The following is a 20,890-nucleotide window of genomic DNA, read 5'->3' as shown; positions in this document are numbered from 1 at the left end:
AACTACCCCAAATATAAGCTAAAATCGGGCGATTAACTGATTAAATTGTTGGAGTGAGGTTGGCGTGACAACTGTGGACATAGATACGGCATTGGCAGAGATAAAGCGCGGTGCTGAAGAAATTCTGATTGAAGAAGATTTAAAAGAAAGGCTGAAGTCAGGTAAAAAGTTGCGGATCAAAGCGGGTTTCGATCCAACAGCCCCGGATTTGCACTTGGGCCATACGGTCCTTATCAACAAGCTAAAAACTTTCCAAGACTTAGGGCATGAGGTTATTTTCCTGATCGGTGATTTCACAGGCATGATTGGCGACCCTACGGGTAAAAATGTCACTCGTAAACCGCTAACTCGTGAAGATGTACTGGCTAATGCTGAAACCTATAAAGAGCAAGTATTTAAGATCCTGGATCCGGCTAAAACCACTGTAGCGTTCAATTCTGAATGGATGGAAAAATTAGGCAGTGCGGGCATGATTAAGCTTGCAGCGCGTCAAACGGTTGCGCGTATGCTTGAACGTGATGATTTCAAAAAGCGTTATGCGGGTGGCCAGTCAATTGCTATTCATGAATTCCTTTACCCGCTGGTACAGGGGTGGGATTCAGTGGCGCTGGAAGCGGATGTTGAACTCGGTGGTACCGATCAGCGCTTTAACCTGTTAATGGGCAGGGAGTTACAAAAAGAAGAAGGTCAGAAGCCACAAACCGTGCTGATGATGCCATTGCTGGAAGGCACCGATGGCGTGCAGAAGATGTCTAAGTCACTGGGTAACTATATTGGTATCACAGATGCGCCAAACGATATGTTTGGTAAAGTGATGTCGATTTCTGACGAACTGATGTGGCGCTACTACGAGTTGCTAAGCGCTAAGTCACTGGAAGAGATTGCGGGCCTCAAAGAAGAAGTGGCTGGTGGTCGTAATCCACGAGACATTAAGATTGATTTTGCGAAAGAGATGATCGCACGTTTCCACAGCGAAGCAGATGCTGAAGCTGCACATCAGGATTTCATTAAGCGTTTCCAGAAAAATGCCCTGCCTGATGATATTCCAGAGGTAACCATCACCATTGCTGAGCCTGCGACTTTCATTACTAATGTGTTAAAAGAAGCTGGCTTGGTTGCCAGCACCTCAGAAGCGATGCGTATGATTAAACAAGGCGCGGTTAAGCTCAATGGTGAAGAGAAAGTCACCGATTCTAAGCTGAGCGTTGAGAAAGGCTCGACAGCGATATACCAGGTAGGTAAACGCAAGTTCGCCAAAATCACTGTTGAATAATCGACTGAGTTAACGAAGTGAACTCAAAGTAAGGGCGGCCATTTGGTTCGCCCTTTTTAATGGGTGAGAATATTGATGGTTAACCAGCACAGGCATAGGGCACAAAGGAAAAACCAGCGCATGGTTGCCAACAACTTGAGCATCAGGCTTATGATCTCCGGTTCTGGCGGTCTGTCGCTGCCAATGCGCATATTGTCAAATCGCTGCTGCTGATAAAAGCGTGGCCCGGCGAGCTGGGTATTGAGGCTGGCTGCAAACAAAGCCAGGATCCAACCTGAACTGGCTGGGCGGTAGAACTGACCATAATGTTTTAGGTAGTGCAGTGTTTTCCCCAGGTTTTGTGTCAGCGCCATCATTAAAACGAACAGCCTGACGGGCAACCACTCGAGAATCGTCAGGCTCAGTTGCAGCGGTTTAATAAATGCTGTGTCTGGACGCATCTTGCTGCGCCAGGCGTGATCGCAGAGCAACATCAACTTATAGCTCAATGCCAGCAGAGGGCCACCAATCAGATAAAACACCATGACCAGATAGAAATGCCGCATGCCACGTAATGCCAGGCTGTCCAGGCATGCTTTGCATATGCCCATCAAAGACAGTTTCTCCACATCCCGCTTTACCATAGCGCCAAGTAACTGGCGTGCAGCCGCTTTTTGTTGTTGTTTGAGTAAAATCGCAATCCGCTTGGCACGCCGTTCGTGTTGAATATCCAGACAGAAAAATAATACCAGGCCACCAAGCCATTGAGGATAGAATGACAAATAGCCCAGAGCGGCCAAAATGAGCAAGATGATCAGCATTGGCAGGATAAATGCCATACTGCCGGATAGCAGTTGATAGCTATTTGGTGCCTTAGGACGGTAAACTTTTTGAGCCAGATTAGTAAACAACAGCGTCATGACGACATTGGGGTGATACAGGCTGGAGGTTCTGAATCCTATCGCGCTGAGTGTTGCCAGTAAGAAAATCAGCAAGCCCGTGTGGGCTTGCAAATGTTCAGTTAACACCTTACAGCGAAACCTGATCCAGCTTTGCCAACAGGGCAGTAACCAGCTTCGAAGAGTTTACAGAGGCAACTTCCAGGTAGGCGTCAAATGATTGCGGCGATTCTTTGCCGGCGATGTCTGACAGCGAGCGGATCACGACAAATGGGGTGTGTAACACATGACAGGCTTGAGCAATTGCGGCGCCTTCCATTTCAACCGCCAGCATGTGTGGGAAGTCCTGGCGCGTCTTGTCAATACGGACTGGATCACACATGAATGAATCACCGGTACAGATTTGGCCTACTTTTGTCTGAATGTCTGTCAGTTCACCGACACTTTGCTGAGCGGCTTCAACCAGAGCTGAGTGTGCGCTAAAGCCTGCTGGCATTTGTGGTACCTGACCCAGTTCATAGCCAAATGCAGTGACGTCAACATCATGATGTCTTACTTCTGACGAGATCACGACATCGCCGACGTTCAGCTCAGGATCAAAGCCGCCGGCTGAACCTGTATTAATCACACAGTCAGGGCTGTAGTTGTCGATTAGCAGCGTCGTTGCCACTGTCGCGGCCACTTTGCCAATACCAGACTGAACCAGAGTTACCTCATGTCCACCTAGTTCACCGTGATAAAAGGTGAAACCGCCTTTAGTTGCGGTTTGTGTATTGTTCATTGCGTCACGCAGGATTGTGACTTCCTGTTCCATCGCGCCAATAATACCTACTTTCATAATCTTCTCTTATTTTTTAACCGTGTTGCTCATTATATATCAAAACTGGTGTTAGAAAATATGATGTTAGGCAGGTTAAAACGTTTTGCTGTCAGCCCTGAGTTGGGCCGACAGTGAGTGTGGCAGGCTAAATTTCTGCCAGTTGGGTTGCCGCGGCTTTGGCCTGAGACGGTGAAAGTACCGCAGGTTTGTAATTGCGATTGCGAGGCTTGCCCTGTGGCTCTGGTTTCTTGCCTAGTTTAAACAGGATGGCAGCCCGCACTTCAGCACTTTTGTAACCACTTTTTACCTTCATGCGAATATGTGGGATCCCGGCTGACTCCAGCGCACCGCTGACGAACCAGTCTTTTTGTGCTTTGTGGCCGTTTTTATTGGCGTTGTTTACCAGATCAACGGCAGCGACAATATTGAGCGTTTCTTTATCAACCAGCACATAATCGAGCTGCTTATTTTGCGCTTTGGTGATGGCAGCCCGGCGTGCCTTTTTGGATAATCCAGGTTTACACTCGATAATTTCAATCAGCTTAACTCTGCTGACAATCTTAAACTTGTCACCTACTGAACGCTCTAATAGCTGTAAAAAGGAGGCTTCGACTGTTGTGAATACAGACTCTTTTCGATTAAACGGATAGGGGTTACCGCCGTTATCCGTATATTTTGAAATAACAATGGAAGCAATAACGACCAGCGCCAGAATAGATAATAATGTTAGTTCCATAAATCACTCCACGACAACAATTTGACTTGCAGATTATTAAGCAAAGAGTGTGCCTAAAGTGATTTTTCTGAATGCTGAAGAATTAAAAACGCTCGGCGGTTTGGGATGGCCGAGCGGATAAGGAAAGCACAGTGCTTGACTGGATCAAGCGCGGTAGCCGTCTTTCAGGCCTTTTACTGCATATGCAACGGCATCGTGTGCATGCAAAGATTCGTAGTGGTTTATCTTTATATAGTAGTCTGGGTAGTTTTCAGCTTCAAACAAGGCTTTGAGTTTTCTGGCGGCGTCTTCACAGAACATCAGGTTCTGACCGTTAAGGCGGGCAAACTCTTGCTCATCTTCACGTTTAACCGCTGCCTGTACAGGCGTTTTTAGTTCATCTTCTACCATGTTTACCAGACCCAAGATGTCAAACTCCTGACAATGCTCATCCAGTTTGACCTTGATATTCGTTACAGAGCGTTGTGAGTGCGGTGTTGCCAGGATGCCTTCAGTGGTGCCTAACCAGGCATGAACACTGGCATGATCAAGTGGCTGATCGGTAAACTTTTCTTCAAAGGCATTTTGGATCAGCTGACGGGCAAGGGCTGCAGAGCAAGGGCAAGTTGATGAGTAAGTAACATCAACGGCTAATTCCAGATTAAACTGGCCGTTTGCCAGGTTAGCAGTGATCACAACAGGATAGTTTTTCCAGCCTTGCTTACCACTTAATAAGGAGGCACGGCGCAGCGGTAGTTCGAAGTGAAACGTCACTTTGGCGCTGTGGCTCAGCCCTTCATGACTGGTAATAAAGCTATCCAGTACTGAGCGAATCGTCGCGGGTGTCAGTGTCTGTTCACAGGACAGCGAGTCGAGTGCCAAAAATAACCGTGACATATGGATACCTTTCGCATCCTCCCTGTCCAGGCTGACAAACGCATCCGCTTTGGCTGTTACGGGCGTATCATTCAAGCCTTTACTTGATAACAGTAAAGGTAGCTCGATATTTCCCATTCCGACCCAGTCTAGCTTGCCTTCTTGTAAGGCGTCTGCAGAATGTGCAATGTCAGGCATTGAAGTTGGCATTTGAACTCTCTTAATCACGACTATCAGGGTTGGGCATGTTACACCAAAATGTCACAACTTGCCGAGCCCGCAAGAAAAATTCTGGTAAAAAAATCGCCCAAGTGTGCAAAATTTCGTACGCTGATGTCGACTTTCTACACATCCACAAAAGGCACTGAATACGGGCGCTACAGAGGTTATTTTAGTTTGTGCAATGTCGCCTGCGACCTTTGGTCACTCGCTTCTGTGTTTTGGTCAGGTATAATGTAGGGGTTAACTAGGTGATTTTATTATGCTTGACTCTTCATTTGGGACCTGGGCCCGAATTTTATCGAATTTGATTAAAAACTACGGAGACCGCTGGGCTGGGGTTGTGGCCTATGCTTTCGTACTGGTTGTGTCTCTGGTTTTAGCGTGTATGTTTTACTACGTGGCGCTCGGTGAAGTCACACTGGTCAATGTGCTGTCGGTGGTGTTATTTGCCGCATTAACCTCTCCATTACTGCTTTCTGTTGCTATCTATGCAATGCGTCAGCTGGATGCGTCGAAAGAGTATCTTGAATCCGCCACACAACAAGAAAAACTGCTCAACCAGACACTCAAAGACAACATTAACCGGCTCAATAACGAAATTGACGAGCGGAAAATGGCGCTGCATGCAAAGCACCGGGCAATCGCAGAATTGCGTAAAGAAATCTCGGAGCGGCGCAAAGCTGAGCAAGAGCTGGCTCAGCAGAGTATGTTACTGCGTAGTATCGTCGATTCCTCTCCTGACTTATTCTATTACCGTGATGAGCGGGGCGTATTTGCGGGTTGCAACAAGAAGTTTGAACAAGTCATTGGCAAAACTAGCGAACAACTGATCGGCCACACGGTACAGGAAGTGTTTGGTGAACAGGATGTTCCGAGGGTACTGCAAACTGATGAACAAGTGATTGAGACCCAGCAATCGATTAATGTTGACGTAGAATACCCGGTCGCCAATGAAAACTGCTGGTTTGAGATGCGTAAACTGCCCTTCATTAATGATGATGGGGAATATATCGGGCTGCTGGCGTTCGGTCGTGATATTACCAGTCGTAAAGAAGCGGAGCAGGCACTGGAAACGGCCTATAAAGATAAAGGGAAATTTATTGCCACGTTGAGTCACGAATTACGCACACCGCTCAACGGCATTGTCGGTCTGACACGCATGTTATTGGACACTGAACTGACAAAACAACAAAAAAGCTGGTGCAATACCGTTTTCTCCAGTGCTGAAACTTTAGGTAATATCTTCAATGACATTATCGATTTGGATAAGATAGACAGAGAGCAGCTGGATATTGCCACAGACAGCATTAATGTGTCGGACTTTATCAATGATGTTGTCAACTTTGCAGGCCTGATAGCGGAACAAAAAGCCCTTGAGTTCAATATCAAGCGTTCAGGTATGTTGGATATCTATGCGCTGTTAGATCCAACTCGTTTGCGTCAGGTGTTGTGGAACCTGATCAACAATGCTGTGAAGTTTACTCACCGAGGTGGCGTTACTCTGGAGTGTCGTCGCGAAAACCGTGCTGATGGCCCCTGGTTGTCGATCAGTGTCATCGATACAGGTGTGGGGATCCCTTCTGATCAACAAGATCGCATTTTCGACATGTATTACAAAGCACCCGATGCCAGTGGTAATAATGCCATTGGTTCAGGGATTGGCCTGGCGGTGACAAAAGCGCTGGTGCATGCCATGAAAGGTAAAATTCACGTCAGCAGCATGCAGGGGGAAGGCAGTCGCTTTGATGTGGAGCTACCTTTGGAGCTCTGCTCAGCGCCAAATGAGCAAAGCTATGCGGGCCGTAGCCTTTACATTTTGTTGGTAGAAGATGTGCCACTGAATGCTGAAATTGCCACTAACTTGCTGGAACAACGTGGACATGAGGTCGTCTGGGCAGAAACCGGGGAAGATGCCTTGTCGATGGTTGAAACTGAGGATGAGTTGGATCTGATCCTACTTGATATGCAGTTACCAGACATCAATGGTGATGAAATTGCGCGGCAGATCCGTGCCGATAGCCACTTTGATGAGTTACCTATCGTAGCACTGACGGCTAATGTGCGTAGCGCAGAGCAAGAGCTGCAAGGAATTGATATTCAGGGCGCACTGGCAAAACCTATCAACACCACAAAGCTGGATAAGATGCTTGCGGAGCTGTTTGGGATAGAGGCAAGCAAAGACAAACAAGCTTCGCCTCAGTCTGAGCCGTTGCAATTGAGCGAGCAAGAGCAAGCGTTGCTGGATGTGGAAACAATCACTGACTTTGTATCATCTATGGGTATAGAGCCCTTTAAGCGCAGCTGTGACTTATTTGCTCGCCTTAATCCGACTTATCACAAAGAGCTGGATGAGGCTAATCAAAATGAGGATACCGAGACCTATGTGTCTGTGGCACATAAACTAAAAGGCGCCGCGGGCTCTGTTGGTCTGCAGAATGTGCAATTGCATGCTAAAACGATGGAGCTGGAAGGTGCTCAGGTAGACAAAGAGCAACGTGCGGATTGGTTAGATGAACTAGAGGTGAAAATAAGAGAAGGGCAATCTGCCCTTCACTCATTAATTGCAAAGCTCGCTGAAAACTCGTAACGCAAACTTATTGGCTATCGATCTTACCGATGAAGCGGTAGCCTTCACCATGAATGGTGCTGATCAGTTCAGGCGTGTTGTTGTCGGTTTCAAAGTGCTTACGGATACGACGAATGGTGACGTCTACCGTTCTGTCGTTGGCACGCAATTCACGACCTGTCATGTGCTTGATCAGCTGCTCACGACTGAAGATACGACCTGGTGAGTCCAACATCAGACGCAGTGCACGATATTCGCCCTTCGGCAAACGTTTCGCTTCACCAGTTGGTGAAGTCAGGCAGCGGCTATTCTCATCCAGTTCCCAACCGTTAAATGTAATGACGCCATTGCTGTCAATACTAGACTCCTCCGGGCTTGAGCCGGTACGAGTGATCAGGTTGCGCACACGGATTGTAAGTTCACGTGGGTTGAAAGGCTTAGTGACATAGTCGTCGGCACCGATCTCCAGACCAAGAATACGGTCGACATCGTTGTCACGACCGGTCAAGAAAATAAGACCGATGTTTTTCTTCTGGCGTAACTCACGAGCCAGGATAAGGCCATTTTTACCAGGCAGGTTAATATCCATGATCACACAGTTGACGTCGTCATTTGACGTCAATTTTTCATGCATATCATCGCCATCAATGGCTTCAATTACCTTATAACCTTCGGCTTCAAATAAACTAACGAGGTTCAGTCGAGTTACGTCTTCATCCTCAACAATTAGAATGACTGGCGTTTGCATTATTAATTAACCTTTTCGGAATATTGTATTTACAAAATCATCGGCGTTATATAATAAAACCGAATGTTAACGATTATAGGAGTATATTCAATTGTTAACAAGTAAAATCAGTTAGGATAAAACTTGGAGACGGCAAGCAACCGGGAAAGCACTTTAAAGTTGTGCTGGGTGACTTCTTGCTTGTTTATATACAGTCTTATCTTACTCCCTTCCTGGACCAAGGACGCAATCCCACCCCCTTCCAAAAATTCGATACTTTCGCCCACAGTTACCATACTTAGGGCCATTGTATCGGTCCAAGCGGACAGTATATCATCTTCCAATGTTTCATCAATGTATGTGATATCACATCTTTGGGAAAGTTCCCGCAAAGACTCAGACTTTTTCACTTCTATTATTTCAATCGGCTTTAAACGTATTTTTAAGGTACGGTTACTATATAAAACAGCACCTGGTCCGTTTTTTATGTCATAAAAACAAAATCGAGTCGTTTTCTTATTCTTTTGCTCAGGAAAATCAATGAACTTTGCCATTTGATATAAAAAGGCCGAGCGGATTTCTTCCGGCGATTTCGCAAAACTAAACGTAGAAAAAAGTGAAAGACAGCAAAAAATAAATAGGTACATAAATCTCACTGTGTACCTCCTTTCAGAGGCAAGCTGATCACAAATTGAGTACCCGATTTATAGTCTTCTTTTAATGTGATACTTCCACCCAGCGCCTGAGTGACCAGGTTATAGACTAAATGCATGCCCAGTCCACTACCACCTTCTCCTCGGCGCGTGGTAACAAATGGGTCAAATATGCGCTTTTTGATGGCATTTGGCACGCCAATACCATTGTCACTGTATACAATCGTTAATTGCTGGTCTTCTTTGTTCACTTTTATAGCAATTTCGTTATTTTCATTGCTGGTAAACCCATGCAATAGCGAGTTTGAGAACAATTGCTCGAACACTTGCTGCAGCAACCCAGACTTACTTCTGATGGTGAGCTCTTCAGGGCAATCTAGGTGAATTTGAGGGGCTTTAAGCTCCAGTTCGGTGCGCATTGCGCCCATTACTGCATTGAGTAGTTTAGTGATATTGACGTCTGAATTGATCTCTATGTCCTGACTGACCGCGACTTTCTTAAAGCTGGAGATCAGATCTGCGGCCCGATTGAGGTTACGATAAATGAGATCCAGGTTTTCGATCCCTTCTTTGATAAATCGTTCCAGTTGTTTTGATGTGAGCGTTTTTTGCTGGAAAGCCACTTCAATGTCACTGAGTTTATCGCGTAATAATGTCGAACCGGTGACACCCAGACCAATAGGTGTATTAACCTCGTGGGCTACGCCCGCAACCATCTGGCCCAGTGACGCCATCTTTTCATTTTCAACTATCTGATTCTGATACTGGTGCATACGTTCCAGTGTATTAAGCAGCTCCTGGTTTGCTTCCCTGAGCGCGATGGTTCGTTGATTGACTTTTTCTTCCAGGCTTTGGTTGAGCTGTTTAATTTCCAGCTTATCTGCCTGATGGCGCTCAAGCTGATTTTGTGTCCGGGTTAGCATGATATTGAGGTTGTTGGCGAGGATATTGATTTCCTCTATGTCGCTTTTTTCCGCTCGGGTGGCGTAGTTATGGTTCTTTGAAACATCCTGCAATAATACAGATAGCGACTCTATCGGGCTGGCAATTCGTTTTTGGATCCCTCGTGCAACAAACATCACTAGCACCAGTACAAACAGCGTTAAAGCGATATCTACCAGTATCTTTCGGTTGATGTATTCGGCCAGGTGCTCGAGCCCACCACGCAGATATACGTAGCCCTCTATATTGCCTTCATACTCAACAGGCAAGATCAGCTCGATATAATCTTCAGAAATCTTCGGTATTCGAAGCTCCTCAATTTGATTGACCTTGAGCGGTACGGGCGGTGTTTTACTGGCATTGTAGCTGGTGAAAAAGACCGGCCGATTGGTGACATCATCAATTGCATAGATGTGAATGTTTTTCACCAGGTCGACTTTATCAAATGATTTGAGACGCTTTTCTTCCGTTTTTCTGTCGTCAAAAATCAGCGTTACCTGAGCGTTAAATGCAATGATCTCGGCGATCATTTCCAGCTTATTGATGATCAGCTGTTTTTGCTTTTTAACGTCGAGATAGGTTGAAATTGAGATAGACAGGGACAAAGACAGCGCCGTTACTAGCATGACGGCACTGATCAGCACTTTTCTTATACTTGTTTTGGTTGCGTATTTACCCATTGGGAGACCACAAATCCCGCTTGCCTGCTATTCACTCACTTTAGTTTAGCAGTATAGAACACAAAAAAGCTCACATTTTACGAAACGATTCAGCACTTTGCTGACTAGCAGAGGTTTAGCAGCCGAAGACGGCAGGTATAACAAGACAAATAAGGCCAGTTCACAGCAAGGATGAACTGACCGACACTCAATTTATGCGGGCCCGATAGACGGCAAATTTGGTATTTTTGATCAGGGTATCGCATTGACCAAAGCATGCTTCAATCAGTGGTGGGTACTTCAGAAAGCTATTTGCAACAATGTGAAGCTGTGACCCTTTACCCATGTGTTCAGTCACACCTTTGATAAACCCTTCTGCAATGTCATAGTCAGTTTTAATACCGGTGTGAAAGGGGGGGTTGCTGATAATGGCATCAAAGCGGCCTTTCAATTGTCTGAGACCATCACTGAGTACCAATTCAGCCTCATGACCATTTAAGCGTAAAGTTTGTTCACAGGCATAGAGAGCCAGCGCATTTACATCCAGGCAGCTGAAGCGTACTTTGGGTGACTGGTTAAGCACAAAAGTAGCGATGATCCCGGCACCACACCCAAAGTCGAGCATGTTGCCCTTAGTGGGCAAATCAAGATGCTCTAGCAGTAACTTAGTACCGATGTCGAGTTTACCATGATTAAACACGCCTGGAACGCTGACTGCATCAAACTGCTGCCCGGCAACATTTATGCTAAATGTCTGCTGATAGCTGGCAATGTCAAATTGCGCCAGGGATTGTAGCTGGGCAAACTCATATAAAATACAATGTTTAGCGCTGTCCAGTTTGTAATGCGCTGCACATTTGTCCTGCAGTTGTTTTTCTGCAGATTTAACGCCGCCTTTATTTTCTCCAACTACCAGTAAACGAGTTTGCTCAGAGCACAAGGCACGAATATTGTCGAACATCATCTGTGCTTCTGGTTTTGATTTCGGGTAGTAATAAATGACCAGGTCAATATCGTTGAGTTTAGGCAGGCTATGTGACACATAGCTGGTGATATTAGCGACCTTATCGGCAGCCTGATGATCGGCAAAGTCATAACTGAATGCGCTGATATTTGCCTGCGGATTCAATTGCTTTAGTTCTGACAAAAAGCCGTCGCGCTGGTGATTGATCACCAAGATTTGCTGGCCTGTCAGTTCTTCTTCATTGCGCAGCAGTAATAAACTGGGGTTGGTTAATTTTTGCATCTGAGATCCAGAAAAAGCGGGGCTGGTTGCCCCGAAAAGCTGTAACAGATCAGGCTGTACGTTCGAACATCAGATCCCAAACGCCATGGCCGAGACGATGACCGCGCTGCTCAAACTTAGTCAGTGGGCGGAAATCCGGGCGTGGTACATAATCATTGTTGTCAGATTGGTTTGCAAACCCAGGCGCTGCCTGCATCACTTCGAGCATGTGCTCTGCATAGTTTTCCCAGTCAGTTGCCATGTGGAAAACACCACCAATACGCAGCTTAGTGCGCAGTTTCTCGACAAACTCAGCCTGAACGATACGACGCTTATGGTGGCGTTTTTTATGCCAAGGGTCCGGGAAGAATAGCTGGAGTTTCGCCAGGCTGGCGTCCGGGATGCAATCAGCCAGTACTTCGACTGCATCATGTTCGAATACGCGTAAGTTAGTGACACCTTGTTCATCCGCTTCCATCAGACAGGCGCCAACACCCGGGCGGTGTACTTCAATGCCAATAAAATTTTGGTCAGGGGAATTTTTCGCCATTTCGACCAGCGATTTGCCCATACCAAAGCCAATCTCAACCACAACATCATTGTCGTTACCAAACACCTCGGTAAAGTCCAGGCGACCCTGAGCGTGCTCCAGGCCCATCGTTGCCCAACATTTTTCAATGGCGGCAGCTTGCCCTTTGGTCAGGCGGCCTTCGCGTTTTACAAAGCTGCGTACTTTGCGAATGTATTTGCCTTCCTGTTCGGCTTGTTCCAGAGCGGTTTTACTCGATTCGTTCATGGTCTTCATCTTCGGTGTAAAAAATGGGCGCACATTATCGCTATTCACAGCGCCAAGTACAAGAGCTTGACCTTTGAAAAAAGCTTCATACACTGGCGCGTGTATTAGCAAGTAAAAGCAGAGTCTAGCAATGACAGTAAATAATGAGCAGGCCCAATGGTTTGCCAAACAGGTCGTCGACTGGTATCAGTTACATGGGCGTAAAACCTTACCCTGGCAGCTTGAAAAAACCCCATATAAGGTCTGGGTATCTGAGGTGATGTTACAGCAAACTCAAGTTGTGACCGTGATCCCGTATTTTGAGCGTTTTATGGCGCGCTTTCCAACTATCATTGACCTGGCCGATGCGCCGGAGGATGAAGTGCTTCATCACTGGACGGGGCTTGGGTATTACGCACGCGCGCGTAACTTACATAAAACCGCCAAAATTGTACGCGATGAATATCAGGGTCAGTTCCCGCAAACTTTAGAAGCCGTGATGGCCTTACCGGGAATTGGCCGCTCCACAGCTGGGGCTGTACTCTCTTTGTCTTTGGGTCAGGCGCATCCCATTCTGGATGGCAATGTGAAACGGGTACTGGCACGTTTTTTCATGGTAGAAGGTTGGTATGGCGTCAAAAAGGTCGAAAATCATTTATGGGCACTGACCGATGCACTAACACCTAAAGATCGTGTTTCAGAATATAATCAGGCGATGATGGATTTAGGGGCGAGTCTGTGTAGCCGCAGCAACTTTGACTGTGAGGCTTGTCCGTTAGTCAGTCGTTGTCAGGCACATCATCAGGGCAGAGTGAAAGAGTTTCCTAACTCTAAGCCGAAAAAAGCCAAGCCAAAGAAAGCGGCTTATCATCTGATAGTGCGAGCTGATGATAAAGTACTCATGGAGAAGCGGCCAAGCAGCGGCATTTGGGGTGGCTTGTTTGGTTTTTTTGAGTTTAGTGAACTAACTGAACTGGAAACTTTTTTGGCGCAACAAGGGTTATCGGGTAGCCAGCAAACGCTGTCGCCATTTGTGCATATATTTACGCACTTTGAACTGACCATCACGCCTGTGGTGGTCTCATTAGATGTGACGCCGGATTGTGTTCACGATAATCCACTCTTGTGGTATGAGCTGGCGCAGCCTGCTGAGGTGGGTTTAGCAGCACCAACTAAAAAGTTGGTTAAAGTCTTAAAGGCAATGGGGTAAACTTAGTTACAACGAATGTATAAAGGGTAAAGAGATGGCACGTACCGTATTTTGTCAAAAGTTACAAAAAGAAGCTCCAGGGTTAGATTTTCAACTTTATCCGGGAGAGGTTGGCGAACGCATCTTCAATAACATTAGTAAAGAAGCGTGGCAACAGTGGCAGCACAAGCAGACTATGCTGATCAACGAAAAGCACTTAAATATGATGGATCCTGAACATCGTCAACAGCTGGAAGAACAAATGGTGGGTTTTTTGTTTGAAGGTAAAGAGGTTGAAATCGAAGGTTACCGTCCAAAAGACGCATAATCTACTCGATTAAAAAGGCTGCATGAGCAGCCTTTTTAATGTCTGGCGATTGTCTTAGTAGCTGCGCTCAACGGCTAGTTTCGCCAATGAAATTAGCGCGGCTTTGTGTTCTGACTCAGCTAGTACACTGAGTTGTTCAATGGCTTTTTGTGACTCTTTTCGCGCACGTTCCATGGTATGCTCCAGCGCCTCTGTCTGCTCAAGCGTGGCCAGAATCTCCGTCAGGTTATCAAGCCCGTTGCCATTGGCAATGGCATCGCGGATCTGTGCAACTTGCGCTTCACTGCCGTGGCGCATCGCATAAATTAACGGCAGGGTTGGTTTGCCTTCGGCTAAATCATCACCGATATTTTTACCAAGCTGCTCAGCATTGGCGCTGTAATCGAGGACATCGTCTACGAGCTGAAAAGCAGTGCCTAAGTGCATGCCATATAATTTAAGTGCTTCTTTGGTCGCTGCTGATTGATCTAACACAACAGCCGGTAGCATAGTTGCCGCTTCGAATAATTTGGCTGTTTTGCTGTAAATCACCTGCATGTAGCTTTGTTCAGTCGTGTCTGGGTCATTGCAGTTCATCAGCTGCAGCACTTCACCTTCAGCAATCACGTTGGTTGCATCTGCGAGGATCTGCATCACTTCCATATTTTCCAGCCCGACCATCAACTGAAAAGAACGCGTGTATATAAAGTCACCAACCAAAACACTTGCGGCATTACCAAATTCAGCGTTGGCAGTTGGTTCACCACGGCGCAGGGCAGACTCGTCAACCACATCATCATGCAACAAAGTTGCGGTGTGGATAAATTCAATGATGGTCGCCAGTGTAATGTGCTTATCGCCCTGATACCCTAATGCTTTGGCCACCAAAAGTGCCAGCATAGGGCGGATCCGTTTGCCACCACTATTGACTATATATAAGCCAAGTTGATTAACCAATGCGACGTCAGATTGCATTTGGTCGCTGATAAGTCGATTAACGGCAAGCATGTCTTGCTCAATCAATCTCTGGATCGCTTTGATATCCATAACGCTCCGAGCTAAAGCCTCATTCAGGGATGTTCGAGCCGCAAGTGTACATTAAAATTCACCGTGACTCGATAACTTGCCGTAAGAGAGGTTAAAAAATCAGTGCTTTTGTATGTTTTTTGCACTTATCGGTTGTTTCTGATCAGAACTCCGATGTTGAAAAAGCAAAAAAGAGCTTGGCTTATCACACCTATTCGTTAGAATAAATGAAAATATTATTACGCCCTCAAGTTAGCTATTTTTTATTCATTTATTTGCGATCTAGGGCTTGCGCGAAGTAGCACATTAGCGTAAACTTCGCGCCCTATTGAAGAATATTAAGTTGCGTCGATTTGAGGGCGCACAGACGGAGTTAATTATGTACGCGGTTTTCCAAAGTGGTGGTAAACAGCACCGTGTGACTGAAGGTCAAACAATTCGTCTAGAGAAACTAGACGTTGAGACTGGTGCATCAATTGAATTTGATTCAGTACTTCTTGTAGCTGATGGTGAAAAAATCGAGATCGGTGCGCCGTTCGTAAACGGTGGTAAGATTACAGCTGAAGTTGTATCTCACGGTCGTGGCGAGAAAATTAAGATCGTTAAATTTAGACGTCGTAAGCATTCTCGTAAGCAGATGGGCCACCGTCAGTGGTTCACTGAAGTTAAAATCACTGGCATTAGCGCTTAATTTAGAGGTACAGAAAGATGGCACATAAGAAGGCAGCTGGTAGTACTCGTAACGGTCGCGATTCAGAAAGTAAACGCTTAGGTGTTAAGCGTTTCGGTGGTGAATCTGTACTAGCGGGTAACATCATTGTTCGTCAACGTGGTACTAAGTTCCACGCTGGTACTAACGCAGGTATCGGTAAAGACCACACAATCTTCGCAAAAGCAGACGGTAAAGTTGTTTTTGAGCAGAAAGGTCCTTTAAACCGTAAATACGTTAGCATCATTGCTGAGTAATCGGTAAAAGAATACTGAAAAACCCCGCTTAGGCGGGGTTTTTTGTTTTTATAGAGCAGAGCCTGAATTTTGCTCTAACCTTATTCCTGTCAAATACGCGCCACAGACCGGTAGTTAGGCATTTGCCCATGCTGATCAAGCCGCTATGAACTTGCTATAATAGCAGGTGCTGAACAACCAGTAAGAGAGTAACCATGAAGTTTGTCGATGAAGTAGAGATCCGCGCGGAAGCCGGAGACGGTGGAAGCGGTGTCGTTTCATTTCGCCGCGAAAAATTTGTACCCGACGGTGGCCCGGATGGGGGCGACGGCGGAGACGGAGGTAGCGTTTATCTTGAAGCAGACGAAAACCTCAATACCCTGATTGATTATCAGTTTGAGCGGTTCCACCGTGCCGAGCGAGGTACCAATGGTCATGGCCGTAATATGACGGGTAAAAAGGGCACCGACTTAATCCTGAAAGTACCGGAAGGGACGCGTGTAACTGATGTTGATACGCAGGAGTGTCTGGGTGACTTGACTAAGCATGGACAAAAACTACTGGTCGCTAAAGGCGGTTATCATGGTTTAGGTAACACGCGCTTTAAATCGAGCACAAACCGTGCGCCAAGACAGAAAACACTGGGCACGCCTGGCGAAGTGCGAAACCTGAAGCTGGAGCTGATGTTGCTAGCCGATGTTGGGTTGCTAGGCTTGCCAAATGCAGGTAAATCAACCTTTATTCGCAGTGTATCGGCTGCTAAGCCTAAAGTGGCTGATTATCCATTCACGACTTTGGTGCCAAATTTGGGTGTAGTATGTCCTGAAGCGAACAAATCCTTTGTGATTGCCGACATTCCGGGTTTGATTGAAGGCGCATCAGATGGTGCAGGCCTGGGGATCCGCTTCCTGAAGCACCTGGAGCGTTGCCGTGTATTGCTGCACGTTGTCGATGTCATGCCAGTTGATGGCACAGACCCAGTGGATAATGCGTTCGCAATCATCAATGAGCTGCATCAGTACAGCCCAAAACTTGCCAATAAGCCGCGTTGGTTGGTGTTGAATAAAATAGACCTGCTAGCAGAGGATGAGTTAGAAGAGGTTTGTCAGCGTATTGCCGAAGAGCTGGATGCTGAACAGGTGTATCGTATCTCTGCTGCCAATAAGTTTAATACACAGCAGTTGTGCTACGACATTCAAGGCCTGCTGGATAGCATGCCACGCGATAAGTTCGAAGAGCAAGAGCAGGAAGAAGTCGAGTTCAAATGGGATACCTATCACCGTCAGGCAACTCAGGATAACGATGATGACTGGGATGACTGGGACGAAGATGATTACGACGTAGAAGTCGTCTACGAAAGATAAGCGCGATCCGTCTTAGCGTCTCACTAAGCGGGTTGATACAAAAAGGGCCTCTGGCCCTTTTTTAGTATAAAAGTATGAGTGGAGTGTATTGTGATAATATCAATGATTGCAGCGATGGCAAACGGACGTATCATCGGCGATGATAACGCTATGCCCTGGCATTTACCGGCCGACTTGAAACATTTTAAAGCCGTCACCTTGAATAAACCTGTGGTTATGGGGCGCAAAACATTCGAATCTATTGGTCGTCCTCTTCCTGGCAGACGAAATATTGTGATCAGTCGAAACCAAAATTACCGTGCTGAGGGCATTGAGGTAGTTTCATCACCACAAGATGCGTTGGCTTTAGTTGACGGGTGTGAGGAAGTTATGATCATTGGAGGTGGAAATATTTATGAACAGTTTCTACCCTTAAGTAATCGGCTTTATTTAACATACATCGACTTGGATGTTTCTGGCGACACGCGCTTTCCTGACCACTCTCAGGCCGGTGAGTGGCAAGAAATTGCAAGCGAAACATATGAAGCAGATGAGAAAAATTTGTATAGTTATAAGTTCGTAACTCTAAATAAAGGAATATAACTTTGTTGCTAACAATTGTATTGGTTGATACAATATTGAGCGTTTGTTCTTACGAAAAAAGTACTAGGTGATTGGTGATGAAAGTAATTCCTTTAGTTATTGGTGTGAGTCTTGGCGTTTCGGCATTAACCGTAAGTTTTGCGAGCAAAGCAAACGATCAGTTAGCAGTGTCTTTGTGTGAATATATTGCGGCTGACGATAAAAGACGTATCCGCAGCACGCTAAAGAGCTCACGGGTTAAAATCCGTAACGTGTACGATTCAGTTCAGTGTAATGGTAATAACATGCTGCGCCATGCAATCGCTAATAACGCGGTGGATGCGGGCGAGTTTATCGTTAAAAGCTTACCTAAAAGTGCATTATCTGATGGCGCTGACATCGCCTGGGCTGAGAGCAACGGCCATGGTGGTTCAGCCTTGATCGCAGCTATTAAAAAGCGTGCTGGTCTGTAAGAACTCTATCGGACTTAGCGTCTGAAAACATTAAAGTATTTAGAAATTGCCCGACACTTTTATAGTGAGCGGGCATTTTTTATTTCCACAGCTATAAAAGGGATATTATTAAACTTGCACTGCCAGCGGATTCGATTAGAATACTCTGTCACACAACTATTCTTATGGTGAGAAATTCTTCCGCCATTTTATGTAATAATGGATGAACTATGAAAGCTGTAATTCCTGTAGCTGGACTTGGTACGCGGATGTTGCCTATGACGAAGGCTATCCCCAAGGAAATGTTGCCTTTAGTCGATAAACCTCTTATTCAATATATAGTGAAAGAGTGCGCAGCTGCGGGCATTTCCGAAATCGTCTTGGTGACCCATTCGTCAAAGAATGCGATTGAGAACCACTTTGATACCAGTTTTGAACTGGAAGCAACACTGGAAATGCGGGTTAAGCGTACTCTGCTGGAAGAGGTTCGTTCAATTTGTCCTGAAGGCGTTACTATCATGCATGTTAGGCAGGGCGAAGCAAAAGGGCTTGGTCATGCGGTCTTGTGCGCAAAGCCTATTGTTGGTGATGACGATTTCGTGGTTGTCTTACCTGATGTGATCCTGGATGAGTATACGGCAGATCAAAGTAATGAGAACCTGGCGGCTATGGTTAAACGTTTCTTAGACACTAAGCTAAGTCAAATTATGCTTGAGCCGGTTCCTCAACAAGACGTCAACAAGTACGGTATTGCAGACATCCAGGGCGTTGAGCTAAAGCCTGGCGAAAGTGCACCAATCAATCACATGGTCGAGAAGCCGCCTGTTGATAAAGCGCCTTCCAACCTTGCCGTTGTGGGTCGCTATGTATTATCACGTAATATCTGGCCTTTGCTTGAGCGTACGCCATTGGGAGCCGGAGGCGAGATCCAGCTAACTGATGCAATTGATATGCTTATGGAAAGTGAAACCGTTGAAGCATTCCACATGAGTGGCCGGGCTCATGACTGCGGCGATAAGCTGGGTTATCTGAAAGCTATCGTTCAGTACGCAATGCGTGATGAAAAACTGGGCGAAGATTTCAGTGAGTTCGTAAAGGCACTGTAACCTCGTCCGCCATAATACGAAAGCCCGACTCAATGTCGGGTTTTTTGTGTGTTTAGCACCTGGTACAGGTTGAGCGCACAGAGCTTGCCAGGTTATTGGCCATGACGCTCTGTAAAGCGTTGCCAGTGAATGTTGGGGTTAATGACTCTGACTTGCGTAAGCACTTGTTTGAGCTGATGCGCTTTGGGTTGAGTGAGGATCTGGCCATCCTGTTTCAGCCCCAGTAGATAGAACATAGCGGCTTTGTTGCCCTGCTGAATGGCGGAGATGTGTATCTGCTGCTCAAAGTTTAATCTCAGGCTACTGATAGCAGTTTTCATGCCTTGCTGATCCACATTGGGCAGACCGCACTTTTGCAAATAGCCAAGACGCTCGCCCTCTCCGGAAAACCAGATCCTGACTTTCTCACTGAAGCGCCCCGACTTGGCTGGCAAATCAAACATTAGCCGGGTCTGGCCTTGTTGTTCTACAAAGTGCAGATAATCTTGTAATCCGGCATGCCACAGGGCTGGGTGGATCGGTACAAACCGGGCCTGTAATTTACCGTGTGTATGAAACGTAAAGCCACGAACCTGCTCTTGTTTACTGATATCAGAGAGCGTCAGGTTGCCAATTTCGTCACTGTAGGCCCCGGTATAATATGCCAGCACAGGTAGCCAGAAGTGCCAATGCTTTGGCTGCTCACGCTTTTGTTTTTCGTCACCATAAATGTAGCCGTTAAACAGGGTGTACAGCTCCATGTTGGAAAATGCGCGTCGGCCTAAATGAGATTTCATATGATTGCGCTATACCTTGTGCCTAAATAGTTCACACAATTCAAAGGATTACTAAGAATGAATCGAGATCAGTGTATCGGCTTTTGCTAATAAGCAAAAGTCTAATGTCAATGTAGTAACCAGATACTACCCCTTTAGCGGCGATCAGACGTAAGATCGGATAAGTAGGTTAAACAGGTGATACGCAACAGAGAAGCAAGGTTTTTTACTTCCCCCTGACGCATCAGTACTTCCTGATAGAGGGTGGAAACGAATTCAGCCACACTGAGCTGTTCTTTGGAGGCGATCTCCTGTAACAGATCCCAGATCCGACGCTCTAGTGCCAGGCTAGTTACTGCCCCCTGAATCCGCATTGAGCGGCGTATCACTTCATAGCTGGCGGGATCGGCCGCGGCATACAATTCACACATAGAGGACTCCTTGATGGCAAAACTCATTCACAGCATGGTTCGGGTAATGGATCTGCAAAAATCTCTGGCATTTTATCATGATGTACTGGCGCTCGGCGAGCGCAGGCGTATTGAGTTTGAGCACTTTAGTCTGGTTTATCTCGGGAATGAAGAAGCTGAGTTTGAACTGGAGTTGACCTGGAATCATGATACGCAGCAGCCATATGAGTTGGGGAATGGCTATGGTCATATAGCAGTTGTCGTTGATGACTTAGCACCTGTGCATGCAAAGGCAGAGGTGCTAGGTTACCAGCCTAAGGAGATGAAGTCGTTTTATAATGGCGATACTCTGGTGGCACGCTTTTTCTTTATTGCCGATCCCGATGGCTATCAGATTGAAGTCATTGAACGTTCTGAGACGTTTAGGTAATTCTGGCTTAGTTA

The 20,890-nt window shown here is 46.2% G+C and carries 23 protein-coding genes; 11 read left to right on the top strand and 12 right to left on the bottom strand.

The window, feature by feature from the left end; translation table 11 throughout:
• Positions 1 to 73 precede the first annotated feature (73 nt).
• The gene (gene tyrS / locus MHN31_RS14370; protein WP_239444568.1) at positions 74 to 1,273 is read left to right on the top strand and encodes a tyrosine--tRNA ligase; all 1,200 of its coding nucleotides are present in this window, start codon (positions 74 to 76) and stop codon (positions 1,271 to 1,273) included.
• Positions 1,274 to 1,329: 56 nt separating this feature from the next.
• Here the strand turns inward: tyrS and MHN31_RS14365 are convergent, their stop codons facing one another.
• The 4 genes from MHN31_RS14365 to folE2 all read right to left on the bottom strand — a co-directional run bounded on the left by MHN31_RS14365 (position 1,330) and on the right by folE2 (position 4,772).
• The gene (locus MHN31_RS14365) at positions 1,330 to 2,280 is read right to left on the bottom strand and encodes a cobalamin biosynthesis protein (RefSeq protein WP_239444556.1); all 951 of its coding nucleotides are present in this window, start codon (positions 2,278 to 2,280) and stop codon (positions 1,330 to 1,332) included.
• A gap of 1 nt (position 2,281) precedes the next feature.
• Positions 2,282 to 2,989 carry a 5'-methylthioadenosine/S-adenosylhomocysteine nucleosidase gene (gene mtnN, locus MHN31_RS14360; RefSeq protein ID WP_010383539.1) on the bottom strand — a complete coding sequence of 236 codons (708 nt, stop codon included), beginning with the start codon at positions 2,987 to 2,989 and terminating at the stop codon, positions 2,282 to 2,284.
• 127 nt (positions 2,990 to 3,116) lie between these two features.
• On the bottom strand, positions 3,117 to 3,707 hold the full coding sequence (locus tag MHN31_RS14355) for a DUF2726 domain-containing protein (RefSeq protein ID WP_010383537.1): 591 nt from the start codon (positions 3,705 to 3,707) through the stop codon (positions 3,117 to 3,119).
• A gap of 144 nt (positions 3,708 to 3,851) precedes the next feature.
• Positions 3,852 to 4,772 (bottom strand): GTP cyclohydrolase FolE2, encoded by a 921-nt coding sequence (gene folE2 / locus MHN31_RS14350; RefSeq protein ID WP_239444555.1) that lies wholly within the window; start codon positions 4,770 to 4,772, stop codon positions 3,852 to 3,854.
• 271 nt (positions 4,773 to 5,043) lie between these two features.
• On the opposite strand from folE2, the gene arcB reads away from it, so the two are divergent.
• A complete protein-coding gene (gene arcB / locus MHN31_RS14345) occupies positions 5,044 to 7,371 on the top strand; it encodes an aerobic respiration two-component sensor histidine kinase ArcB (RefSeq protein ID WP_239444554.1) in 2,328 nt (775 codons plus the stop codon).
• A gap of 7 nt (positions 7,372 to 7,378) precedes the next feature.
• Here arcB and arcA read toward each other — a convergent pair whose 3' ends face one another.
• The 5 genes from arcA to trmB all read right to left on the bottom strand — a co-directional run bounded on the left by arcA (position 7,379) and on the right by trmB (position 12,352).
• Positions 7,379 to 8,098: a two-component system response regulator ArcA gene (arcA, locus tag MHN31_RS14340; RefSeq protein ID WP_010383531.1), complete on the bottom strand. Its 720-nt coding sequence runs from the start codon at positions 8,096 to 8,098 to the stop codon at positions 7,379 to 7,381.
• Between the two features lie 107 nt (positions 8,099 to 8,205).
• On the bottom strand, positions 8,206 to 8,724 hold the full coding sequence (locus MHN31_RS14335) for a YfiR family protein (protein ID WP_125559189.1): 519 nt from the start codon (positions 8,722 to 8,724) through the stop codon (positions 8,206 to 8,208).
• 5 nt (positions 8,725 to 8,729) lie between these two features.
• Complete coding sequence (locus tag MHN31_RS14330) at positions 8,730 to 10,352, bottom strand: HAMP domain-containing sensor histidine kinase (RefSeq protein ID WP_125559053.1); 1,623 nt, start codon at positions 10,350 to 10,352, stop codon at positions 8,730 to 8,732.
• A 187-nt stretch (positions 10,353 to 10,539) separates the two neighbouring features.
• Positions 10,540 to 11,577: a methyltransferase gene (locus tag MHN31_RS14325; RefSeq protein ID WP_239444553.1), complete on the bottom strand. Its 1,038-nt coding sequence runs from the start codon at positions 11,575 to 11,577 to the stop codon at positions 10,540 to 10,542.
• Between the two features lie 49 nt (positions 11,578 to 11,626).
• Positions 11,627 to 12,352, bottom strand: coding sequence for a tRNA (guanosine(46)-N7)-methyltransferase TrmB (trmB, locus tag MHN31_RS14320; RefSeq protein ID WP_049864640.1), 726 nt, complete (start codon positions 12,350 to 12,352; stop codon positions 11,627 to 11,629).
• Between the two features lie 130 nt (positions 12,353 to 12,482).
• Between trmB and mutY the strand changes: the two genes are divergently transcribed.
• On the top strand, positions 12,483 to 13,541 hold the full coding sequence (mutY, locus tag MHN31_RS14315; RefSeq protein WP_239444552.1) for an A/G-specific adenine glycosylase: 1,059 nt from the start codon (positions 12,483 to 12,485) through the stop codon (positions 13,539 to 13,541).
• 34 nt (positions 13,542 to 13,575) lie between these two features.
• A complete protein-coding gene (locus tag MHN31_RS14310) occupies positions 13,576 to 13,848 on the top strand; it encodes an oxidative damage protection protein (RefSeq protein ID WP_125559059.1) in 273 nt (90 codons plus the stop codon).
• Positions 13,849 to 13,902: 54 nt separating this feature from the next.
• On the opposite strand, the gene ispB is transcribed toward MHN31_RS14310, so the two are convergent.
• Entirely contained in the window at positions 13,903 to 14,874 is a 972-nt protein-coding gene (gene ispB / locus MHN31_RS14305; protein WP_125559061.1) for an octaprenyl diphosphate synthase, read from the bottom strand.
• Between the two features lie 358 nt (positions 14,875 to 15,232).
• Between ispB and rplU the strand changes: the two genes are divergently transcribed.
• The 6 genes from rplU (at position 15,233) to galU (ending at position 19,281) form a co-directional block, all read left to right on the top strand.
• Positions 15,233 to 15,544, top strand: a complete 312-nt coding sequence (gene rplU / locus MHN31_RS14300) for a 50S ribosomal protein L21 (protein ID WP_010383520.1) — start codon at positions 15,233 to 15,235, stop codon at positions 15,542 to 15,544.
• Positions 15,545 to 15,561: 17 nt separating this feature from the next.
• Positions 15,562 to 15,819, top strand: a complete 258-nt coding sequence (gene rpmA, locus MHN31_RS14295; RefSeq protein ID WP_010383519.1) for a 50S ribosomal protein L27 — start codon at positions 15,562 to 15,564, stop codon at positions 15,817 to 15,819.
• Between the two features lie 194 nt (positions 15,820 to 16,013).
• Positions 16,014 to 17,162: an Obg family GTPase CgtA gene (gene cgtA, locus MHN31_RS14290; protein WP_239444551.1), complete on the top strand. Its 1,149-nt coding sequence runs from the start codon at positions 16,014 to 16,016 to the stop codon at positions 17,160 to 17,162.
• Between the two features lie 90 nt (positions 17,163 to 17,252).
• Positions 17,253 to 17,744: a type 3 dihydrofolate reductase gene (gene folA, locus MHN31_RS14285; RefSeq protein WP_230090587.1), complete on the top strand. Its 492-nt coding sequence runs from the start codon at positions 17,253 to 17,255 to the stop codon at positions 17,742 to 17,744.
• Between the two features lie 77 nt (positions 17,745 to 17,821).
• On the top strand, positions 17,822 to 18,196 hold the full coding sequence (locus MHN31_RS14280; protein ID WP_010383515.1) for a DUF3718 domain-containing protein: 375 nt from the start codon (positions 17,822 to 17,824) through the stop codon (positions 18,194 to 18,196).
• Positions 18,197 to 18,405: 209 nt separating this feature from the next.
• Positions 18,406 to 19,281 (top strand): UTP--glucose-1-phosphate uridylyltransferase GalU, encoded by an 876-nt coding sequence (galU, locus tag MHN31_RS14275; protein ID WP_125559063.1) that lies wholly within the window; start codon positions 18,406 to 18,408, stop codon positions 19,279 to 19,281.
• A 92-nt stretch (positions 19,282 to 19,373) separates the two neighbouring features.
• On the opposite strand, the gene MHN31_RS14270 is transcribed toward galU, so the two are convergent.
• Complete coding sequence (locus MHN31_RS14270) at positions 19,374 to 20,057, bottom strand: hypothetical protein (protein WP_194868361.1); 684 nt, start codon at positions 20,055 to 20,057, stop codon at positions 19,374 to 19,376.
• Between the two features lie 134 nt (positions 20,058 to 20,191).
• On the bottom strand, positions 20,192 to 20,467 hold the full coding sequence (locus MHN31_RS14265; RefSeq protein ID WP_125559065.1) for a ribbon-helix-helix domain-containing protein: 276 nt from the start codon (positions 20,465 to 20,467) through the stop codon (positions 20,192 to 20,194).
• A 13-nt stretch (positions 20,468 to 20,480) separates the two neighbouring features.
• Here MHN31_RS14265 and MHN31_RS14260 point away from each other — a divergent pair, with 13 nt between their 5' ends.
• The gene (locus tag MHN31_RS14260) at positions 20,481 to 20,876 is read left to right on the top strand and encodes a VOC family protein (protein ID WP_125559067.1); all 396 of its coding nucleotides are present in this window, start codon (positions 20,481 to 20,483) and stop codon (positions 20,874 to 20,876) included.
• Positions 20,877 to 20,890: the final 14 nt, after the last annotated feature.

The sequence above is a fragment of the Pseudoalteromonas sp. McH1-42 genome (assembly GCF_022347845.1).
Classification (GTDB): domain Bacteria; phylum Pseudomonadota; class Gammaproteobacteria; order Enterobacterales; family Alteromonadaceae; genus Pseudoalteromonas; species Pseudoalteromonas rubra_D.
Note: the sequence above shows the minus strand (reverse complement) of the source record. Positions and strands in the feature narration are given on the sequence as shown.